The 16,928-nt window shown below is 65.5% G+C and carries 18 protein-coding genes; 2 read left to right on the top strand and 16 right to left on the bottom strand.

Annotated elements, in window-relative coordinates:
* Window positions 1-37: 37 nt before the first annotated feature.
* Window positions 38-562: a transposase gene (locus ACF08M_RS19395; RefSeq protein WP_392186555.1), complete on the bottom strand. Its 525-nt coding sequence runs from the start codon at window positions 560-562 to the stop codon at window positions 38-40.
* Entirely contained in the window at window positions 559-1,098 is a 540-nt protein-coding gene (locus ACF08M_RS19390; RefSeq protein ID WP_392186467.1) for a winged helix-turn-helix domain-containing protein, read from the bottom strand. The genes ACF08M_RS19395 and ACF08M_RS19390 overlap by 4 nt, the downstream gene beginning before the upstream one ends.
* A gap of 132 nt (window positions 1,099-1,230) precedes the next feature.
* On the opposite strand from ACF08M_RS19390, the gene ACF08M_RS19385 reads away from it, so the two are divergent.
* Both ACF08M_RS19385 and ACF08M_RS19380 read left to right on the top strand, forming a co-directional pair.
* The gene (locus ACF08M_RS19385; protein ID WP_392186466.1) at window positions 1,231-1,971 is read left to right on the top strand and encodes a DUF4145 domain-containing protein; all 741 of its coding nucleotides are present in this window, start codon (window positions 1,231-1,233) and stop codon (window positions 1,969-1,971) included.
* A 158-nt stretch (window positions 1,972-2,129) separates the two neighbouring features.
* Window positions 2,130-2,834: an SAVMC3_10250 family protein gene (locus tag ACF08M_RS19380; protein WP_392186465.1), complete on the top strand. Its 705-nt coding sequence runs from the start codon at window positions 2,130-2,132 to the stop codon at window positions 2,832-2,834.
* A 1,581-nt stretch (window positions 2,835-4,415) separates the two neighbouring features.
* Here the strand turns inward: ACF08M_RS19380 and ACF08M_RS19375 are convergent.
* The 14 genes from ACF08M_RS19375 to ACF08M_RS19310 all read right to left on the bottom strand — a co-directional run bounded on the left by ACF08M_RS19375 (window position 4,416) and on the right by ACF08M_RS19310 (window position 16,419).
* Window positions 4,416-5,066: an OmpA family protein gene (locus tag ACF08M_RS19375; protein ID WP_392186464.1), complete on the bottom strand. Its 651-nt coding sequence runs from the start codon at window positions 5,064-5,066 to the stop codon at window positions 4,416-4,418.
* A gap of 8 nt (window positions 5,067-5,074) precedes the next feature.
* Complete coding sequence (locus ACF08M_RS19370; RefSeq protein ID WP_392186463.1) at window positions 5,075-5,689, bottom strand: hypothetical protein; 615 nt, start codon at window positions 5,687-5,689, stop codon at window positions 5,075-5,077.
* A 31-nt stretch (window positions 5,690-5,720) separates the two neighbouring features.
* Complete coding sequence (locus ACF08M_RS19365) at window positions 5,721-6,329, bottom strand: pilus assembly protein TadG-related protein (RefSeq protein ID WP_392186462.1); 609 nt, start codon at window positions 6,327-6,329, stop codon at window positions 5,721-5,723.
* Window positions 6,329-6,559: a hypothetical protein gene (locus ACF08M_RS19360; RefSeq protein ID WP_392186461.1), complete on the bottom strand. Its 231-nt coding sequence runs from the start codon at window positions 6,557-6,559 to the stop codon at window positions 6,329-6,331. Before ACF08M_RS19360 ends, ACF08M_RS19365 begins: the two co-directional genes overlap by 1 nt.
* 254 nt (window positions 6,560-6,813) lie before the next feature.
* The gene (locus ACF08M_RS19355; RefSeq protein ID WP_392186460.1) at window positions 6,814-7,914 is read right to left on the bottom strand and encodes a response regulator; all 1,101 of its coding nucleotides are present in this window, start codon (window positions 7,912-7,914) and stop codon (window positions 6,814-6,816) included.
* 68 nt (window positions 7,915-7,982) lie between these two features.
* Window positions 7,983-9,299: a sensor histidine kinase gene (locus ACF08M_RS19350; RefSeq protein WP_392186459.1), complete on the bottom strand. Its 1,317-nt coding sequence runs from the start codon at window positions 9,297-9,299 to the stop codon at window positions 7,983-7,985.
* A 54-nt stretch (window positions 9,300-9,353) separates the two neighbouring features.
* The gene (locus ACF08M_RS19345; protein ID WP_392186458.1) at window positions 9,354-10,238 is read right to left on the bottom strand and encodes a DUF5936 domain-containing protein; all 885 of its coding nucleotides are present in this window, start codon (window positions 10,236-10,238) and stop codon (window positions 9,354-9,356) included.
* Window positions 10,239-10,252: 14 nt separating this feature from the next.
* Window positions 10,253-11,191, bottom strand: a complete 939-nt coding sequence (locus ACF08M_RS19340) for a type II secretion system F family protein (protein WP_392186457.1) — start codon at window positions 11,189-11,191, stop codon at window positions 10,253-10,255.
* A gap of 10 nt (window positions 11,192-11,201) precedes the next feature.
* Entirely contained in the window at window positions 11,202-12,539 is a 1,338-nt protein-coding gene (locus tag ACF08M_RS19335) for a CpaF family protein (RefSeq protein ID WP_392186456.1), read from the bottom strand.
* 59 nt (window positions 12,540-12,598) lie between these two features.
* Window positions 12,599-12,997, bottom strand: a complete 399-nt coding sequence (locus ACF08M_RS19330) for a TadE/TadG family type IV pilus assembly protein (RefSeq protein ID WP_392186455.1) — start codon at window positions 12,995-12,997, stop codon at window positions 12,599-12,601.
* Entirely contained in the window at window positions 12,994-13,461 is a 468-nt protein-coding gene (locus tag ACF08M_RS19325; RefSeq protein ID WP_392186454.1) for a TadE family protein, read from the bottom strand. Before ACF08M_RS19325 ends, ACF08M_RS19330 begins: the two co-directional genes overlap by 4 nt.
* 23 nt (window positions 13,462-13,484) lie before the next feature.
* Window positions 13,485-14,762: a CpaE family protein gene (locus tag ACF08M_RS19320; RefSeq protein ID WP_392186453.1), complete on the bottom strand. Its 1,278-nt coding sequence runs from the start codon at window positions 14,760-14,762 to the stop codon at window positions 13,485-13,487.
* Window positions 14,763-14,769: 7 nt separating this feature from the next.
* Window positions 14,770-15,477, bottom strand: a complete 708-nt coding sequence (gene cpaB / locus ACF08M_RS19315; RefSeq protein WP_392186452.1) for a Flp pilus assembly protein CpaB — start codon at window positions 15,475-15,477, stop codon at window positions 14,770-14,772.
* 75 nt (window positions 15,478-15,552) lie between these two features.
* Entirely contained in the window at window positions 15,553-16,419 is an 867-nt protein-coding gene (locus tag ACF08M_RS19310; protein ID WP_392186451.1) for a hypothetical protein, read from the bottom strand.
* Window positions 16,420-16,928: the final 509 nt, after the last annotated feature.

The raw sequence follows: 16,928 nt of genomic DNA, 5'->3' as shown, positions 1-16,928 counted from the left end.
CTACTGAACTTGAATGTGTGATGTCGGCCTGATCGTGTCAGCTGGTCAAGGTCAGGCCGGTGCCTATGAGGCAGCCGTCGATGAGGTGCGGTCGGTACTGGGTCTTCTTGAGGCTCCGCTTCACGGCGGCGGCGAGCTGGTCGAGGTTCGCGGCGGCGAGGTTACCGATCGCCCGTTTCACCAGGGACCAGATGCCTTCCTGCGGGTTGAGGTCGGGTGCGTAGGACGGGAAATGGAAGACGGTCAGCCAGTCCTCGTTCGCAGCAATGAAGTCCTTCATCTGCGGCATGAGATGGGTGCGCAGGCTGTCCCAGACCAGGACGATGGGGCCTTTGAGCTGGTTGTGCGCCCGCACGATGAGGCCGCGGTCCTGCCAGGTGAATCCCTTGGGTTCGCCCTTGCGGCCCCGGTGGACGCGAAAGCTGTAGATCAGCCTCGACCGGTCTCCGCGTCGGAAGCAGACCATTCCCGCCATCGAAACCCGTCCGGAACCCCTGCCCCGGACGCGGACTACCGGCGTCTGGCCGATGCGGCCCCAGGACCTCGCACGTGGCGGCCTCAGCGACTGGCTTGCCTCGTCCTCACAGACGATCCAGGCCCCGCGGGCCGCCGCCGTACTTTTACCCGCGGCCACACCTCCTTCTTCCACAACTCCACAGCTCCGTCATCACGTTCGATCGCCCGGCGGGCCGGCTGCTGCCACGACCAGCCATGGCGCTTAAGCAGCCGCCATGTCCCCTCCACCGTGTAGCCGACGTGGAACAACCGCCCGATCAGAGTCTTCACCCGGGCCAGTGTCCACCGCTGGTCAGCCCAGCCATGAGCGAGCGGGCCGCGCTCCCACTCCCGCTCCAATTTGGCAATTTGGTCTATCGAAAGCCTCGGACCCCCTGGCGATCCCTTCGACCGGACACCCTCTTCACCCCGCTCACGCCACTGACGGCGCCAGCGCTCCACCGACCGCTCGCTCACCCGCAGCGCGGCCGCGATCTCCCGGTTCTTCGCGCCGCTCTCGAAGCGACCGACCGCTTCCAGCCGGATCCGCTCTCTTGCCGCCCTCTTGGCATCGGTCAAACCGCCGCCCTGCACGTATCTCACACCCCACAGCTACCGACCCGACTCAGCCGATGTCAGGCGAACGGCCCGACATCACCCAATCAAGTTCAGTAGCCGGCTGGGATGTGTTGAAATCACATGACGGGCAGAGAGAGAATGAGCTACTGTCCAACTGTGCTTGAATTATCTGATCAGCTCTCAGAGGTAGAACCCGTGACCGAAAGGCACGTCGGGTTTGGTGTTAAGCGGCAGGTCTATTTGCGCTGCCCTCACTGTGCAATGAATACATCAATGCAGGTGGTGGATCGTCGAGAGCTCCAAGGTCTGAGTCGAAAATTCGCTGATGGTATAAAGCAGAGCCTCACGCTATTCAGCATCAAGCTTTCCTGTGATTACTGCTCTGCCAACTGTCTATTCTTGTGGACTGTGATAGATCCGATGGAAAAAGGCTCCGTCACGCATTACGAGAGTGTCGAAATTAGGCGAGTGTATCCAAAGGTGGAGCCGCAACCACGTCAGATCTCTTCGGATGCGCCGTCATTGGTGCGCGAGATATTTGGCGAAGCGGCCTTGACTGAGTCGGTAGGGGCTTACCGGCTGGCAGGTGTCGGATATCGGTCAGTCGTGGAGCAAATAGCTAAAGATCAAGGTGCCACTGGAAGCAACCTTTATAATCGGATAACCTCTCTGGCTGCGCTAGGTGTCTCACAGAATATCGTGGACGCTTTCCATGAGGCGAGAGTGGTTGGGAATGATGCAGTCCATGATGGGTTAGCGTATTCCGCAGAGGAGATAGCGGACGTTGCCGAGTTGATAAATGAGGCCGTGTTCATTATTTATGTCCAACCGGCACAGCGGGCGCGTATGGCGGCGACACGCGCTGCCAGGCGTCAGGCGGCCGCAGCTTCCCCGTAGGGTATTTACCGAATCACACTTACTGGCACCCCGGCTTGGTGACGAATGGGCCGTCTGGCGGATGCCCCTTAGGCATGTTTCAAGAAGTGGGTCAAGCCGACCGCTCGTCTCACTGAGATGGTCCTATATCACTGGCACTACAGGGGTGGAGAAAACGCGTGCGCCAAGTGGTTTACCTTTCCAGGAGTAAGTTGCAGCAGTTCCCTTGGGGTAAGAAATCTCGCTTATCTCTGAAGGATGTGAGCGCCGAGGTGTCGGTAGCGAGCATTGCGACACTGTCCGCAACCGCAGGGTCCGCTGACGCTGAGGACAGTACCCCAGAGACCGTCCTCAAAGAGGCAAGAAAGGTTCTGAAGCATCTCAAAAAGATCGCACTGCAGTATGAGAATCCGAGAGTATCCGATGGTGCCTGGATTCGGTTTGATACAAGGCTAGCCCAAGCCCTCGTGTGGGCCGACGATTTCCGAATGCTCTTCTTCGGCCCTCACCCTCAATCCACCGACGAGGTGGCGCTCCTACTCTACGGGAATCCAAGTAACCTAACCACTCCCCCCGGAGTTCGAGCAGGGGTGGAAGTGCAAGAGCTAGACTCCGCTCACGACAGCCTGATTGCTATGATTCAAGCAGTGGCGGCAGAGGATAACGAGACTCTTTTGGCTGGCATGCCAGGTTTCCGTGAAGGTGTAATCAAAATGGCTGAACGGGTCGAGCAGCAGAGTCTTAGTTTCCCGAGGCTGTCCGGCTACGCTCAGGTGGTGGCGACTTTCGACTGCACCAATCGAATCTTCCTGGATATGGGTTCTAGCCGCCCATCAAGGCTGGTGGTGGCCTCTCCTCTCATTGTCGAGTGCCTCCAGCCCTAGAGGTCCATTCCGGGAAGGCGGGCGTCCACCTTGCGGGCTTTATCTGTCAACTCTGACAGCCCTTAGACAACACAGAAGCCCAGCTTGGGGGTTCGTCCCCTGAGCTGGGCTTTTTTTATTGGAGCGGGTGACGAGAATCGAACTCGCGCTGTGGGCTTGGGAATCTTGCCCCGGGCCTTGCTACTAGTCGAACGGGTTGAGGGGCTGCCCAGCTTCTTCGCCCCGTCGGCGATTGAAGTTTCCCCCGCAGGACGGCTTCGAAGGGCCGAGTCCTTCATCTCACGCACAGCACCGCATCAAGAAGCTCCTCCTATTTGAGCTCCCCTCTGCGTTCGTGACACACGCGGCTTGAAGCTTCCCCCCGCAGGGCGGCTTCGAAGGGCCACAAAAGCTTCATCTTCCACACAGCATCACTTTTGGCAGCTGCCCTACATTCAGCTTCCTTTCGTGTTCAGGAAAAAATCCCCGGCGAAATACTCGGCCGCTTTGCGTCGGATCTCGCGTTAATCTCCAGCTCACGGACCTTCCGGCGCAGGGCGGCGTTCTCCTCCTCCAACGGCGTGGGAGGCTCCGTCGGCGTCTCGGTCCGGCGGCCCCGGACCCAGTTGCGCAGGGTCTCCCGGTTGACCCCAGATCGGCAGCGACCTGCCTGATCGTCGCCTCGGGCCGCGACTGGTACAGCGCGGCGGACAGATCGGCGCCGACTGGGTGGACAAGCACGCGGAAGCTCCTGGCAGGACGGCTTGAACTCGACACGCACCCGTCTACCAGGAGCTTCTCCACGCCCGTACACCACCCATACCTCCAACCACCATGCCCAAGGGGCAGGTTGAAAAAGGCTCAGTAACCCAGGTCCCTTACAGGACTGCTGGCTCCGGAAGAAGATGCTTCAGTTTCCCGCGCGCGCCTCGGCTCTCGGTGTGATTGGACCCGCACGGAATCTCTGTACAGAATGGGATAGCCAGTAAGTGCAGATGACGCGGCAACGGCTCGGGCGAGGCCACCACCATGCCGTCTCTGCTTTGCTACCAATTACCCCTCAAAGGAACTTGACTAAATCCTTCAGAACGCGCCCCGCCTTGCTGAGAATTGTTGCGGACTTGCGCCAATCAACTTCTTGAATGACGCTCTCACGAGTCACTCCTTCGGCACCCTCTGAACTACAGGCAGGAGAGAGCCTATCCCTGGCTATAAGCATCCCGATTCGCGCCACTGAGACATTGAGAAGTTTCGCCGCCTCCGGTTGCGATACCCAATCTTCGGGCGAGACCTCCGGAGCCTGCAAAAATCTAGCCATGAACCTTTTGCTCACATTAACCCATTCTGGAACCTAGGTCTGAAGTATAGAAATATCGCAGATCTGGAAGTGGATTCCAGCAATCGGAACCGACGAACAGGGCCGCAGCTACATAGCTGTCACCGGCGCGGAGGAGCACTGCCTCACCGACAGCCGCGAAGCACTCCAGCAACTCATCCGCGACATCAAGGCCGGCAAGGCCGACCATCTGCTGTAGCAACAACAGGGGCCCGGCACCGCGAAGCGCTCGCGGTGCCGGGCCCCTGTGGCAGGCGCGGGTGACCTCAGGAAGCGCCGCCACGCGGGAAGGAGACCTCCACGCGGCGGTTCTTCTTGCGGCCGTCCTCGCTGCTGTTGTCGGCGATCGGGTACTGCTCGCCGTAACCACGGATGTCGAAGGTGACGTTCGACCCCAGCTCCTTGACCAGCACCGACTGCACGGCGTTGGCGCGCTGCTTGGACAGCACATCGCCGTGGGCCGAGGAGCCGAGGTTGTCGGTGAAGCCGAAGACGCGCACCTTGGTGGCGTTCTGCTTCTTGATCTCGGCGGCGATGGCCGCGATACGCGAGTTGGCGGCGGAACTCAGCTTGGCGCTGTCCTTGCCGAAGAGGACCTCGGCCTGGAGCGCGAACTTGATGTTCGCGTTGCTGTCCTCGCGACGCTCTTCGCCGCCCATGTCCTCGACAACCTGGATGATGTCGAGGACCTTGGCGGGGGCGAGCGTGCCGCCCTCGGGCATCTTCAGATCGGGGTCGTCGGGGTCGAGCTTCACCGGAGGCACCGACGTCGCCTCGGTGCCGGGCGGCACGCTCGGGCCGTCGTCGGCGAGCGCCGACGAGGCTCCGAACAGGGTGGCAGTGGCCACGACCATGACCGACGCCACGGAGAGTCCGGCGGCGCCGATCGGCTTCAACCTGGTTCGGTTGTTGTTCATGTCAGCCGTCACCCTGAAATCTTCAGGGAAGTCGTGGCAAACGTCGGCAGGGTGAAGTCGACCTCCGTCGTCGTGCTCGGAGGCGCCGGGAACTGCATGAAGATCGGGGTCGACTCCCCCGGCGACACCGGGAGGATGTTGGTGGTGCAGAGGCAACGGCTCTCCGTGTCCCGGAGCACGTAGTAGCGCTTCTTTCCTACCTTGTCCACCAGCGTCGCGCCGGCCACGGAGTTCGGGTTCTTCGTAGCAACCGCAGTCTCCGGACCGGCCCATGAACCGGAGTTCTGTGCCCGGTCGCTCACGTTCTTGATCTCGCCCTGAATCGTGACGAATCCTCCGGAGTCACGCTTCACCTGATTGATCACGAGAGTCAGTCCGCTTCCCTTGATCTCGGCGAGCTTCACATTCGGGTCCACGTTGTCCCCGGCAGCGGTGTCCTCCTGCTTCGCCGCCTTGTCCCCGTCGGAAGGCTTGGACGGCTCGGAGGACGGCGACGAACCAGCGTCGTTCGTCTTCTCGCCACCACCGTCAGTGCCGCAGCCCGTGACGGCCAGGGCCAGGGCCGCTGCCAGGGAGACGGCAGCCACTGCCCTTCGGGACTTGGTGGAGCACCGAATGCTCATGGGTTCTGATTCCTTTACTCGTCGTTCGCCGTCAGTTGTCGACCAGGTGCACGTCGTAGAGAGTCTTGCTCACCTCGGACCAGGGCGGAGGATTGCTCGGCTCGATTTCGAGCACCTCGCCGCCCCTGCAGGTGAAGAAGTACATGTCCTGGACGCCGTCGTCGTTGTAGTCCACGGACTCCCAGTCGGGGCAGCGAAACTCGATGACAGCGGTGGCCTTGGCCTTGCCGACCACTTTCTCCGTATCGCGAACGACCGGCGAGTCCACCGAATCGTGCCCCTTGACCTCAACCCTGATCCGGTCTCGCTGACCACCAGGAATCGGGCGACAGACCTTGACTGTTGCCCGATTCGCCGAGGCGAGCCCATAAGCCGCAGGGCAGCCGCGAACCGGGTGGGCATTGAGGAAAGGGTCCAGCATCTTCCCGGGCAGCGAGGCGTAGAACGGTGCCCCGAACTGCTCACGAGTCTGCTGGGCGGCAGCCAGGGCCGCGGCATCCGCGGCCCCCTGGGCTCCATTGCGCAAGGCCGAGGCCTTGCCGACGGCAAAGAATGCGAACGCGAGGAAGAGCAGGCCCGCCACCATCGCTACGTAGATGGGGAAGGCCTGCCCTGCATCGGTACGAGTGCGACGCCGCATTACTTGGTCGCGATGGTGCCCACCAAGCCCTTGATCTTCTCGCTGATCGCGCTGCCGATACCCGTGGCCACGATCGCACCGATGATCGCCACGACCACCAGGATGATGCCCAGGTACTCGAACGCCGTCTGGCCGCGGTCCATGTTCTCGTAGCGCTTCTGCATGCGGCTCACGGCGGTGTTGGCCCAGCCATTGATGCGAACAGCGGTCTTCAGGGTGATGTCCGACATGGTGTTCCCCTCCGGATTCGGCCGACCGGTAGCCGGCCGACTCGCACGTTTCCTTGGCGTCGCCCGCGGTACCGGCTTCCTCCTGGCCGGTGCCGCTGGCGACATGAGAAACATAGGGCGGCGCACCCTGCTCGCCGGAGGGCCCCAGGACCCATTCCCGGGCCCAAAGCGTCAGTTGGGCCTGTGACACGGAGACGTACAGGCGGTGCGGGGCCCCACGCCCCATCTGCCTCGCCGTGGCCCCGTTCTCCCGCTCAGCCACGGTGACCACCGACTCCGCGCGCCCCCGGCCCCGCCGAGGGGGCCGTACCGAGCCAGCGGGCGATGGCCTCGCTGCGGCTGGCACTGTGCAGCTTGGTGAAGATGCGGTTGATGTGGTTCTTGACCGTCTTCTCACTGATGAAGCAGGTGGCGGCGATCTGCTGATTGCTCATGCCGGACGCGATCAGCTCCATGACCTCCACCTCCCGTGAACTCAGCCCGAACTGAAGCCTGTTGAGAGCCGTGCCCGGCCCCCCGGTCATGGAAGACTGTGCCACAACCGGTTGCAGATGCGAAAGACCCTGCGCGGGTCGGACCGGTCGCGCCGCAGGTGGGGTCGGCTCAGGTTGAGGTGTAGGTGCGGGCGCACCGTGTTGCTGAACGAAATCGCGACTGTGGCCGTCATAGCCGGCCCCCTGGTAGGGAACGTCCGTGGTCAGGGCCGCGCCGAGCCCCTCCGGGAGGGTCCGCCCCTGTGGTCCGGGGCCCTGACGCATATGGGCCAGCAGGGCGTTGGCCGCGGTGGCCGTGAAGTGGGCACGGCCGTCCCTCGTGTCGCGTACGGCCTGCACCAGCTGGTCGGCTGTGAATTCGCCGTGGACCAGATAGCCGCCGGCGCCGAGGCGCAGGGCCTCATGGACGATTTCGCTCTCGCGGCTGTACGTCAGCATCATGACCGGCGCGACCCGTACGAGGTGAGGCAGTGCGGAGATGCCGTCGACACCGGGCATACGCACATCGAGCAGGACGACGTCCGGGCGGTGCAGTACGGCCATGTCGTAGGCCTGGCGGCCGTCCGCGGCCTCCGCGACGACCTCGATGTCGTCGCGGCCGGAGAGCAGGACGCCCAGGCCGGCCCGGACCACCGGATTGTCGTCGGCGACGACGACCCGCAGAGCTCCGGGCACGGGCATGGGCGGCGCGGGGAAGGGAGGCATGGACTCGGATGCCGCGGACTGCTGGGGGACGGGGGTGGTGAGCGGATACGAGCTGGGCTCCGGGTCGAGCGGAGTGACGTGCGGGGATGTGTGCGGGAAGGCGTGGTTCTGCGCTGCCCGGTCCTGGCCCGACGCGCGGGAGATGTCATCCGGCATCTGCGACCTCCTCTCAGGGTGTCATGGGGGGTGAGGGTGGATTAGGAACTGTTCGGTTCGGTTGCTGTTCAGCTGAGTTGCTGTCCCATTGCGGGGACATCGAGAGCGGCGATCGGGAGTTCCAGGCGTACTTCGGTGCCCTTGGCTGCCTGGCCCTTCCCGATACGGATGCGGGCGCCGATGGATGCGGCGCGTTCGACCATGCCCACCAGGCCGAAGTGCCCGGCGTGGCGAAGGTCGTCCAGGGTGATTCCTGCGGGCAGACCTCGTCCGTCGTCGTACACGCTGACGCGAAGGACATCACCGTTCACCCCTGCGAGCACAACGAGGTAGGTGGGTTGTGCGTGGCGGTGGGCGTTCTCCATCGCTTCGGAGGCGATGGTGAGCAGCTGACGCGCGACGGCCTGCGGGAGGTGCGGTATCGGTGCCTCGTCGAGGAGTCGGAAGGTGGCCGTGAGGCCCTGCCGCCGAGTGAAGTCCGCGGCTCGGGCCCGGAGTTCGCGTACGACGTCCACGCCGCCGTCGAGACCGGACTCGCGCCGCAGGTCGGACAGGAGTTCGCGGGATTCCGCCGCGGCGCGACGGGCGGCTCTGGCAACCAGTTCGGCCTGGTGCTTCACGGCGAGCGGGTCCATGCGGTCGGACGAGCCGGCCAGGCCGTCGGCGGCCAGAGCCAGGCCGTGCAGGGTCTTGGCGACCGAGTCGTGCATCTCCCGGGCGAGCCGGGTGCGTTCACCCTCCACGGCCTCGCTCACGGCGAGGCGGGCCCTGGTCTCGGTGAGGGCCTGGCTGGCCGTTCCGAAGCGGAGGAGCAGATTGCGCAGGGTGACACCGACGGCTCCCGCGATCACGCAGAAGCCGGGGAGCAGGAACGCTGTGGCGTCGGCGGGCTGCAGTTTCGGGTCGGTGCCGTACACCCCGAGAACGATGACGATCTGGAGGGCGGCGAAGACCGCCGCACCGCGCCAGCCGTAGACCAGTCCGGCCAGCAGCGGGGTGCAGACGGTGACATAGGCGAGGGTGGACTCGGGGCTCGCTGTGATCAGCAGCAGGGCGCCGAAGAAGGCGTCTATGCCGAGCAGCCAGGGATGGCGCAGGAGTACGGGGCCGAAGCGTTCCCAGTCGCGGAACAGGACGTACGAGCCCATGAATGTGACGAGGATGGCCGAGCCGATCAGCCAGGTGGCCGGGCCCGACGCGGTGTGGCCGATCGCGGACGGGGTGGCCATGGCGATCATCGCGAGCCGGAAGCCGAAGACCTGTCGGCACATTGCCTGAAGGGCGTTGAGCTGGATCGCGAACGCCGGGCGCGATCCGGGATCGGCGATGGCCCGGCGCACGTCCGTGTTCAGTCCGGTCTGGATGCCACCGAGTTGGAAAGACATGAGCCTGTCACCTCCTTCTGCCCGTCCTGCCCGCCGTCCGCGTCGTTCACGTCATCAGCCCGTGAGGAAGCTCAAGTCGACGTCGGCCCCGTAGACGAAGCCGACGGTCAGCAGCACCAGGGTTCCGGGGAGAAGGAACGTGGTGACGGCGAAGGTCGCCTTGGGAACCGCCCTGGCCGCCTTCCGGCGGGCGTTCTGGGCGTCGGTGCGCCGCATGTCGTTGGCGATCTGGATCAGCGTCTCGACGATCGGTGCACCGAGCTCCTCACCCTGTTGCAGCGTGGTCACGAACATCGCCACCTGCTCCGAGTCATTGCGCTTGCGCAGCTGCTCGAACGCCTCGCGGCGACTGACGCCCATATCCATCTGGCGGAGGGTGATGCGGAGTTCGTCGGCCCATGGGCCTTCGTACTTCTCGGCGACGCGGCCCAGCGCCTGACGGAAGCCGAGGCCGGCCGACACGACGACGGCGAGGACGTCGAGGAAGTCCGGGAGCGTCCGGTCGATGTGGTCGCGGCGGACTCGGACCGCCGACCAGAGCCCGACCTCGACCCAGAACAGGCCGAAGGCGACCAGCACCAGGGAGAGGAAGATCTGCCCGCGCATGATCATCGTGAACGCGCCGAGCGCGCCGAGGCCGCCGTAGACGGCGCGGCGGGCAGCGTAGCGGTCGAGGGTCAGACCGCCGGGGTTACCCGCCATGTCGATCTGGTGGCGCTTCTTGTTGACGGCTTTCGGGCCCATCATCCGCAGGACCGCGGGGGCCCAGCGCATGCCCAGCCGGTCGATGCCGGAACCGACCGCGCTGGTGCGGGTGGAACCGACCTCCAGGGCGATGGCGAGGTCGCCGGGAAGCTTCGCGTCTGCCCGGTACATGCGGATGCCGGCGATGATGCCGTACACGGCCAGAGCCATGCCTCCCGCGAGCAACAGGTCCATGTGTGCCCCGCCCATCAGACGTCGATCCGGGACAGACGACGGATCACGATGAATCCGATCGCGTAGAGGGTGATGGCGATGACCACCGCGACCTGGCCGATGAAGGCGCCGGTCATGCGGTCGAGGGCACCGGGCATGACGGCGTTCATCAGGAGCATGGCGCCCAGGCCGAAGATGGGGACGGCGTAGGCGGTGACGGTGACCTGGGACAGCTGGGTCTTGACTTCGCGCCGGGTCTCCTTGCGCTCTTCCAGTGTCTCGGTGAGGTTGCGCAGGGAGCTGACGACCGTACCGCCGGCCCGGTTGGACAGGACGAGGGTGGTGACGAGGACGACGAGTTCGCGGGAGGGGAGCCGGTCGGTCAGCTCGCTCAGCGCGTCGTCGAGAGGTTCGCCGACGGCGAGGCGCCGGGAGACCCTGGACAGTTCCTCGCCCGCCGGGTCCTCCATCTCGTCGGCCGCCATGCTGATGGAGGTACGCAGCGCGAGGCCGGCCTGGGTGGCGTTGGCGAGGATGCGGGCGAGTTCGGGGAGCTGGTTGATGAAGCGTTCGGTGCGCTTGGTCCGCTCCCAGTTCAGGAAGGCGTTGGTGCCCCAGAGGCCGATCAGGGCGGCGACCGGGCCGAAGAAACTCGCGAGCATCGACGAGGCGATCATCCAGAGCCCGGCCATCGCGACGAGCGCGCAGACGAAGAACTCGCCCGGGGTGATGTCGAGGCCGGTGGCGGCCAGCTTCAGTTCGAGCTTCCGGCCGAGGCCGGTCTTGCGCAGCCTGGTGTCGAGGCCGCGGAACCGGCGGTGCCGCCCGGTCTCGGGGACGTGACCGGTGTACGACAGGCGGTCCACCATGGCGTCCCGGTCGGCCTTGCCGCCGGAGTAGGCGTGCAGGCCCGCGACGCCCGTGACGCCGGCGAGCAGCGTCACACCGATCGTGAGAAGAGGGAGATTCGTCATGGCACGGTACCTAGTTGGCCTCTCGGGTGGCGAGCTGTTCGGCGGATTCGGCGACCCCGAAGGCCTGCGGGACGGGCTGGCTGGCCATGTAGAGGCGCTCGGCGATCTTGCGCGGGATCGGGAGGTACGTGAACTCGCCGTGGATCCGTCCTTCGGCGTCCATGGGCTGGGCGTCGAACCGGGCGACGGACACGATGCGGTAGGGGTCCCTGCCGTGCGAGTCGAGAACGGCGATCTCGGTGATCTTGCGGGAGCCGTCGGCGTGCCGGGTGAGCTGGACGATGACATCGACGGCGCTGTTGATCTGGTCGTGCAGGGCCTCGAACGGGATCTTGATCTCGGACATCGAGGCCAGGGTCTGCAGACGCATGAGCGCGTCCTCGGCGTTGTTGGCGTGGACGGTGGCGAGCGAGCCGTCGTGACCGGTCGACATGGCCTGGAGCATGTCGAGCGATTCGCCGCCACGGACCTCACCGACGACGATGCGGTCGGGTCGCATACGCAGGGAGTTGCGGACCAGGTCACGAATGGTGATCTGGCCCTTTCCCTCGACGTTCGCCGGCCGGGACTCCAGCCGGATGACATGGCTCTGCTGGAGCTGGAGCTCGGCGGAGTCCTCGATGGTGACGATGCGCTCGCTGTTGGGAATGAGGCCGGAGAGCGCGTTGAGGAGCGTCGTCTTTCCGGTACCGGTGGCCCCGGACACGATGACGTTCAGCTTGGCCTGGACGAGTCCGGACAGCAGGATCAGCATCTGCTCGTCGAGCGAGCCGACGTTGATCATTTCCTGGAGCGTGAAGGCCCTCGGGAACCGCCGGATGGTGAGCGTGGCACCGGTCAGCGACAGCGGCGGGATGATCACGTTGACACGCTCACCGCTGGGTAGACGCGCGTCAACCATGGGGTTTTGTTCGTCCACACGACGGTTGACCGTCGACACGATGCGTTCGATGGTCTGCATCAGTTGCTCGTGCGAGCTGAAGCGCATCGGCAGCTGCTCGACCTTGCCGCTGCGCTCGACGAAGATCTGGTCCGGCCCGTTCACCATGATCTCGGTGATGGACGCGTCTTCGAGGAGCGGTTCCAGGATGCCGAGACCGAGGGCCTCGTCGACGACCCGGCGGATCAGCTGGGTGCGTTCGACCGTCGAGAGGACCGGGCCCTCACGGCTGATGATGTGGCTGAGTACGCGCTCCAGCCGGGCTCGCCGGTCTGCGGCGGCGAGCGAAGACATCTCCGCCAGGTCGATCTCTTCGAGCAGCTTGGCGCGGTAGGTGGCCACCATGTGGCTGTCCTCCCGCGCGCCGCCGTTCTTCTCGGGGGCGGTCATGCGTGCCCGCAGACTCATTCCGTAACTCCTCGCTCAGGCTTGCTGGTGGTGCTCCGGTCGTGCGGTGCGGGCCCCGCTCACCCTCGCGGCATGGTGGAACTGCGCTTCGCCCAACCCCAGTCGGCGATACCGGGCACAACGGAGGGGATCCTCACGCGAGTGGTGTACTGCACTTTGCCGGATCCGTCGTGGCGACTGAACTTCGCGTTCTTGTAGCTGCCGAGCCAGTCACTCATCGCCTCGCGCCCCGCACGCTCGGAATCCCCGCGCGGCTCGTCCTGGCTGGCGGAACGCGCCGCTGTGCGGGCGCCGGTGCCCGCCTGGCCGGCGGCGTACGCGGCGACCCCCAGCTGGATCGCGAAGAGACCCACCAGAAGCATCAGCGGGATGAAGCCCATGTACTCGATGGCGACCTGCCCGCGGTCACGGCGGGACGCGGCGGTCCTCCGGCCCGGTGTGTGCGTGCGCATGCTCATCGCTCGGCCTCCAGCGGCGACGCGGCGTTGCCCTCGATGGTCATCGGCAGGTTGAAGACTCCGGGCACCAGGACCGGCACTCGTAGCTTCACCGTGGCCTTGTACAGCCCGGACGAGTCATCGCACTTCGTCCGCTTCATCCCCTCCCGCCACACCTTCGGCAGGTTCTTCTCCGCCGCGTCCCGGCAGGCTTGCCCCCGCGAGCCCTCCGAGATGGCCCCCGTGTGCGCGGCCTCGTCCGCCGAGTTCCCCGCCAACGAGAACGTGTAGCCGATCAGCGCGCACTGCCAGAGCGCGACACACAACAGGATGATCAGCGGTGTGACGCCCAGGAACTCGATCGCGGACTGGCCCCGGTCGCGCCCTCGGCCGGGCAGCCGGCCGCACACACCGCCGGGCGCCGGGGACGGATCACCGTAGCGCCTTCCCCGTATCTCCGTGTCTTTCGTCTCGGTAAGTGCCATTGGTCAACTTGCCCCCTAGGTCGTCAACGGTTCCGGGAGTCGCCGTCACGGTCGCGTCGGCGGCCGATCGAGCCTCGGTCGTTCTTGAACTTCACGCCGCTCTTCGCGCCGTTCTTTTCCGTCTTCTCAGGAACCTTGACGATGCCGAGCTCGCCCGCAAGGGCCCAGAGGGCCTGTTTGACCGTGCTCTTGGAGTCGAGTTCATGCAGTCGGCCCGCGTCGACGACGGCCTGGAGTTCCTTGAAGTTCGCGGGAACCGCGGTGTTGGCCGTCCGGGTACCGGTGATCTTCTCGATCAGCTGCGGCTGGATCTCGGTGTTGCGGATGAACCGGTTGACCACGGTGACCGTCTCCTCCGCCTTGCGGATCTGGAGCCGGTCCCACATCCGTACGAGGCGCTTGGCGCCGCGCACCGCGATCACATCCGGTGTGGTGACCAGCAGCGCCGAGTCGGCCATCTCGATGGCCGCGGCGCTGGCTCCCTGGAGCTGGCTGCCGCAGTCGATCACCACGACCTCGTAGCGGGAGCGCAGGGCGCTGACGATCTGCCGGGCCGAGCGGTCGCTGACCTCCTCGGCGCTCTCGCCCTCGCCGGGGGCCAGCAGCAGCGCCAGACCGGTGCCGTGGGTGAACACGGCATCGGACAGGACCCGCGGCGAGATGTCGGTGATGGTCGACAGGTCGACGATGGAGCGCCGGAACTGCACATCGAGGTACGAGCCGATGTCGCCGGCCTGGAGGTCCATGTCGACCAGGGCGACGGTGCGCCCGGACGCCTGGGCCGCCAGGGCGAGTTGGATCGCGGCGACGGTGGTGCCGACCCCGCCCTTGGCACCGCTGACCGTGATGACCGTACCGCCGGGGCCGGTGAAGACATCGGCCCCGGTGCTCAGGTGCCGGCGGACGCCGACGGACCACTGGGCGGCGGACTGGACCCGGCTGGCCAGTTCCTCGTAATTCAGGGGCAGGGTGATGACGCCTCGCGCGCCCGACTCCATGGCGGAGGCGAACAGGCCGGGGGTGACGTCGGCGGTGATCAGCACGACCCCGATGGCGGGGAAGCGCAGGGAGACCTCCCGGATCAGTTCCAGTGCCGGCACCGGACCGATCCGCTCGTGGACCAGCACGACCTCGGGCAGATCGTCGAGGGATTCGCCCGCGAGCCGGGCGAGGGTGTCGATCAGCTGCGTCGAGTCGCCGACCGGGGTGGCCGGTTCCGCGTCGGGGAGCTGGCTGAGCAGGGTGGTGACGGATCTGGCCGCGTCGAGGTCACCGACGGCCGGGAGGATCCTGGTGGTCATGCGATCCTCACTTGTCCTTGTCGATCGTGTAGGTGCGGTCGCCCGGGCGGATGGTGCTGTCGCTGCCGGAGGCCAGGAGCGCGAGGCGTACGTGCTCCGCGAAGGACTCGGCGTAGGCGATGCGCTGGGTGTCGAGCGTGTTGAGTGCGAAGGTGATCGGGACGGCCTCGGTGCCCATGTTGGACTTGCCGTCGCCGCTCGGCTCCAGGGCGGTGAGCTTGCCGACGTCCAGCACCTTGGCGTTGGAGACGATGACCTTCGACTGGGAGGGGTCGCCGTCGCGCTCACCGGCGAAGGTGGCGTAGATGTTGACGGTGGCACCGGGGGTGATCTTGCCCGCGACGCCGGTCGCGGCGTCGATCATGATGGCGATCTCCTGCTCCCCGGGCTGCAGCTCGGGGCGCTTCTGCATCATGTCGGACTGGAGCAGCGAGCCCTTGCGCAGCTGGGTGACGGCGATCTTGCCGTTCACCTCGGAGAGGTCGGTCACCGCGTTGGTGGAGAGCCAGCGCTTCGGCATCGAGATCTTCTCGAACTGGCCGGACGACAGGGCTGTGTAGGGCGCGACGTCCGACTTCAGCTGGTAGGCCGAGACCTCGGGGCCGACCTTGGTATTGACATCGCTGATCACCGAGAGCACGCCGGCGAAGGCGCCGAAGGCGCACAGAACCGACAAAAGCAGGAGTATCACGCCGCGGCGCTGGCGGGAGTTCATGGGCCGGACAACCTCGTTCGAATCGGATGCGTGGGGCAGCGGACAGGAGGGCGTCTACGGAGGAAAGCGGAAGCGCTAGGACTGCGGTGGTGCGGGCGCTCCATGGCTGAGGACACCGGCGGGGTGCATTCGGCTCTCGGCTGCGGGTAGCGGGGAGGAGCAGAACCCGCAGCAGTCGCCGATGAGCTCCATTCCGCACCAGTGGCAGTTCTCTCGACGCACGGAGGCCACCAGTTGGTACAGGACGGAGATGTCTGGAAGATAGGCGGCGAATTCCACCAGTTTCCCGGTTCCCCACCAAGCCGGGGAATCGGACGGGAGGGCAGCCTCGTGAATGGACTGGACCTGCCACGCGGGTGCGAGAGTCTGCTTGACCCACTCGGACTGCGACTGCCCTTTGGCGATCACCAGGTCGGTGGCGTACTCCGGGCCGGTCGGCAGGTCCGCCTTCGGGCCGACCTTGACGAGCTGCGGGTCCGGCCCCGCGACCACGGCGAACTGGGAGCCCGGGACCCAGGACTGTGCGTGTGTCCTGAGGTCGACCGGAACCCGGTCGAACTTGGTGACCGAGTTCAGCAGGGCGCCCGCATGGATGTAGTGGGACAGCAGCCGGGCGGCGGAGGCGACCACTCCCGGGCTGAAGTCGCAGATGGACAGCTGGCGCAGCTGCCTGACGAGTACGGCGATACCCAAGGGGGGGAGGTCCACCTTGAGCAGAGCGATGCGGTCGCTCTCCAGTACGGACCGTACGGAGTAGAGGCGGCGCTCGTGAGCGGGCGCGATACCGGTCGGGTAGACGGCGACGACGTACCCGTGCTGTTCGAGCAGCACATGCATGTCACCGATGGCCATCTCCAGCGCCTGCGCGTCGGGCGCCTGCAACAGAGCGGCTGTCGGTGTCTGCTGGTCGGTCGGAGGTAGTACCAAATCAGCACTGGTCACTGCTATTGCGGTCGGCACGCTGTTCCCCGTTTCGGCTCCGGCCAAACGCCGGTCATGACGTAGGCCGCAATCGCTCCTGCTCCGCGGTTCTGCCTCAGCACTTTATCCACGTCCTACCTGGCAGAGAACACTTTTCGGGGGCCAGTACGACAACGTGTGCGAGACGGCCGGGCAACGCCCTGGTGCTAAATCGGATCAAATCGAAAACCGTTAACTCCTGCACCACTGCGGAGTGTTACGAATCCACCTTCCGATTACCTGCGGCCTCGAATTGATTTCCGCACGTCAGACCGGATGCGGAACCTGGCACACGACTCTGCGACGGCGGCCGGGTCGTCACTGTCCGGACATCTGAGCCACGTCACCCGCACGGGGGCGTACGAGGTCAACAAAACGTCAATTCATTGGGGGTTCACGGCGGTTCCGGAACCTGCGCGGGGGCGTTCACGGGTGCGCGACGGGGACCACGCGGGGCGGCCCGGCGGGCGCCGCCCGTACAACCGTCACTG

The organism is Streptomyces sp. NPDC015032, from assembly GCF_043080425.1.
Lineage (GTDB): Bacteria > Actinomycetota > Actinomycetes > Streptomycetales > Streptomycetaceae > Streptomyces.
The sequence above is the reverse complement of the archived record's forward strand: the minus strand, read 5'-3'. Positions and strand labels throughout refer to the sequence as shown.

What these genes read in the sequence shown, in the direction of transcription:
- ACF08M_RS19375 (WP_392186464.1), bottom strand. Translation starts at nt 5,066, where the DNA reads ATGAACAACAACCGAACCAGGTTGAAGCCGATCGGCGCCGCCGGACTC.
- ACF08M_RS19370 (WP_392186463.1), bottom strand. Translation starts at nt 5,689, where the DNA reads ATGAGCATTCGGTGCTCCACCAAGTCCCGAAGGGCAGTGGCTGCCGTC.
- ACF08M_RS19365 (WP_392186462.1), bottom strand. Translation starts at nt 6,329, where the DNA reads ATGCGGCGTCGCACTCGTACCGATGCAGGGCAGGCCTTCCCCATCTAC.
- ACF08M_RS19360 (WP_392186461.1), bottom strand. Translation starts at nt 6,559, where the DNA reads ATGTCGGACATCACCCTGAAGACCGCTGTTCGCATCAATGGCTGGGCC.
- ACF08M_RS19355 (WP_392186460.1), bottom strand. Translation starts at nt 7,914, where the DNA reads ATGCCGGATGACATCTCCCGCGCGTCGGGCCAGGACCGGGCAGCGCAG.
- ACF08M_RS19350 (WP_392186459.1), bottom strand. Translation starts at nt 9,299, where the DNA reads ATGTCTTTCCAACTCGGTGGCATCCAGACCGGACTGAACACGGACGTG.
- ACF08M_RS19345 (WP_392186458.1), bottom strand. Translation starts at nt 10,238, where the DNA reads ATGGACCTGTTGCTCGCGGGAGGCATGGCTCTGGCCGTGTACGGCATC.
- ACF08M_RS19340 (WP_392186457.1), bottom strand. Translation starts at nt 11,191, where the DNA reads ATGACGAATCTCCCTCTTCTCACGATCGGTGTGACGCTGCTCGCCGGC.
- ACF08M_RS19335 (WP_392186456.1), bottom strand. Translation starts at nt 12,539, where the DNA reads ATGAGTCTGCGGGCACGCATGACCGCCCCCGAGAAGAACGGCGGCGCG.
- ACF08M_RS19330 (WP_392186455.1), bottom strand. Translation starts at nt 12,997, where the DNA reads ATGAGCATGCGCACGCACACACCGGGCCGGAGGACCGCCGCGTCCCGC.
- ACF08M_RS19325 (WP_392186454.1), bottom strand. Translation starts at nt 13,461, where the DNA reads ATGGCACTTACCGAGACGAAAGACACGGAGATACGGGGAAGGCGCTAC.
- ACF08M_RS19320 (WP_392186453.1), bottom strand. Translation starts at nt 14,762, where the DNA reads ATGACCACCAGGATCCTCCCGGCCGTCGGTGACCTCGACGCGGCCAGA.
- cpaB (WP_392186452.1), bottom strand. Translation starts at nt 15,477, where the DNA reads ATGAACTCCCGCCAGCGCCGCGGCGTGATACTCCTGCTTTTGTCGGTT.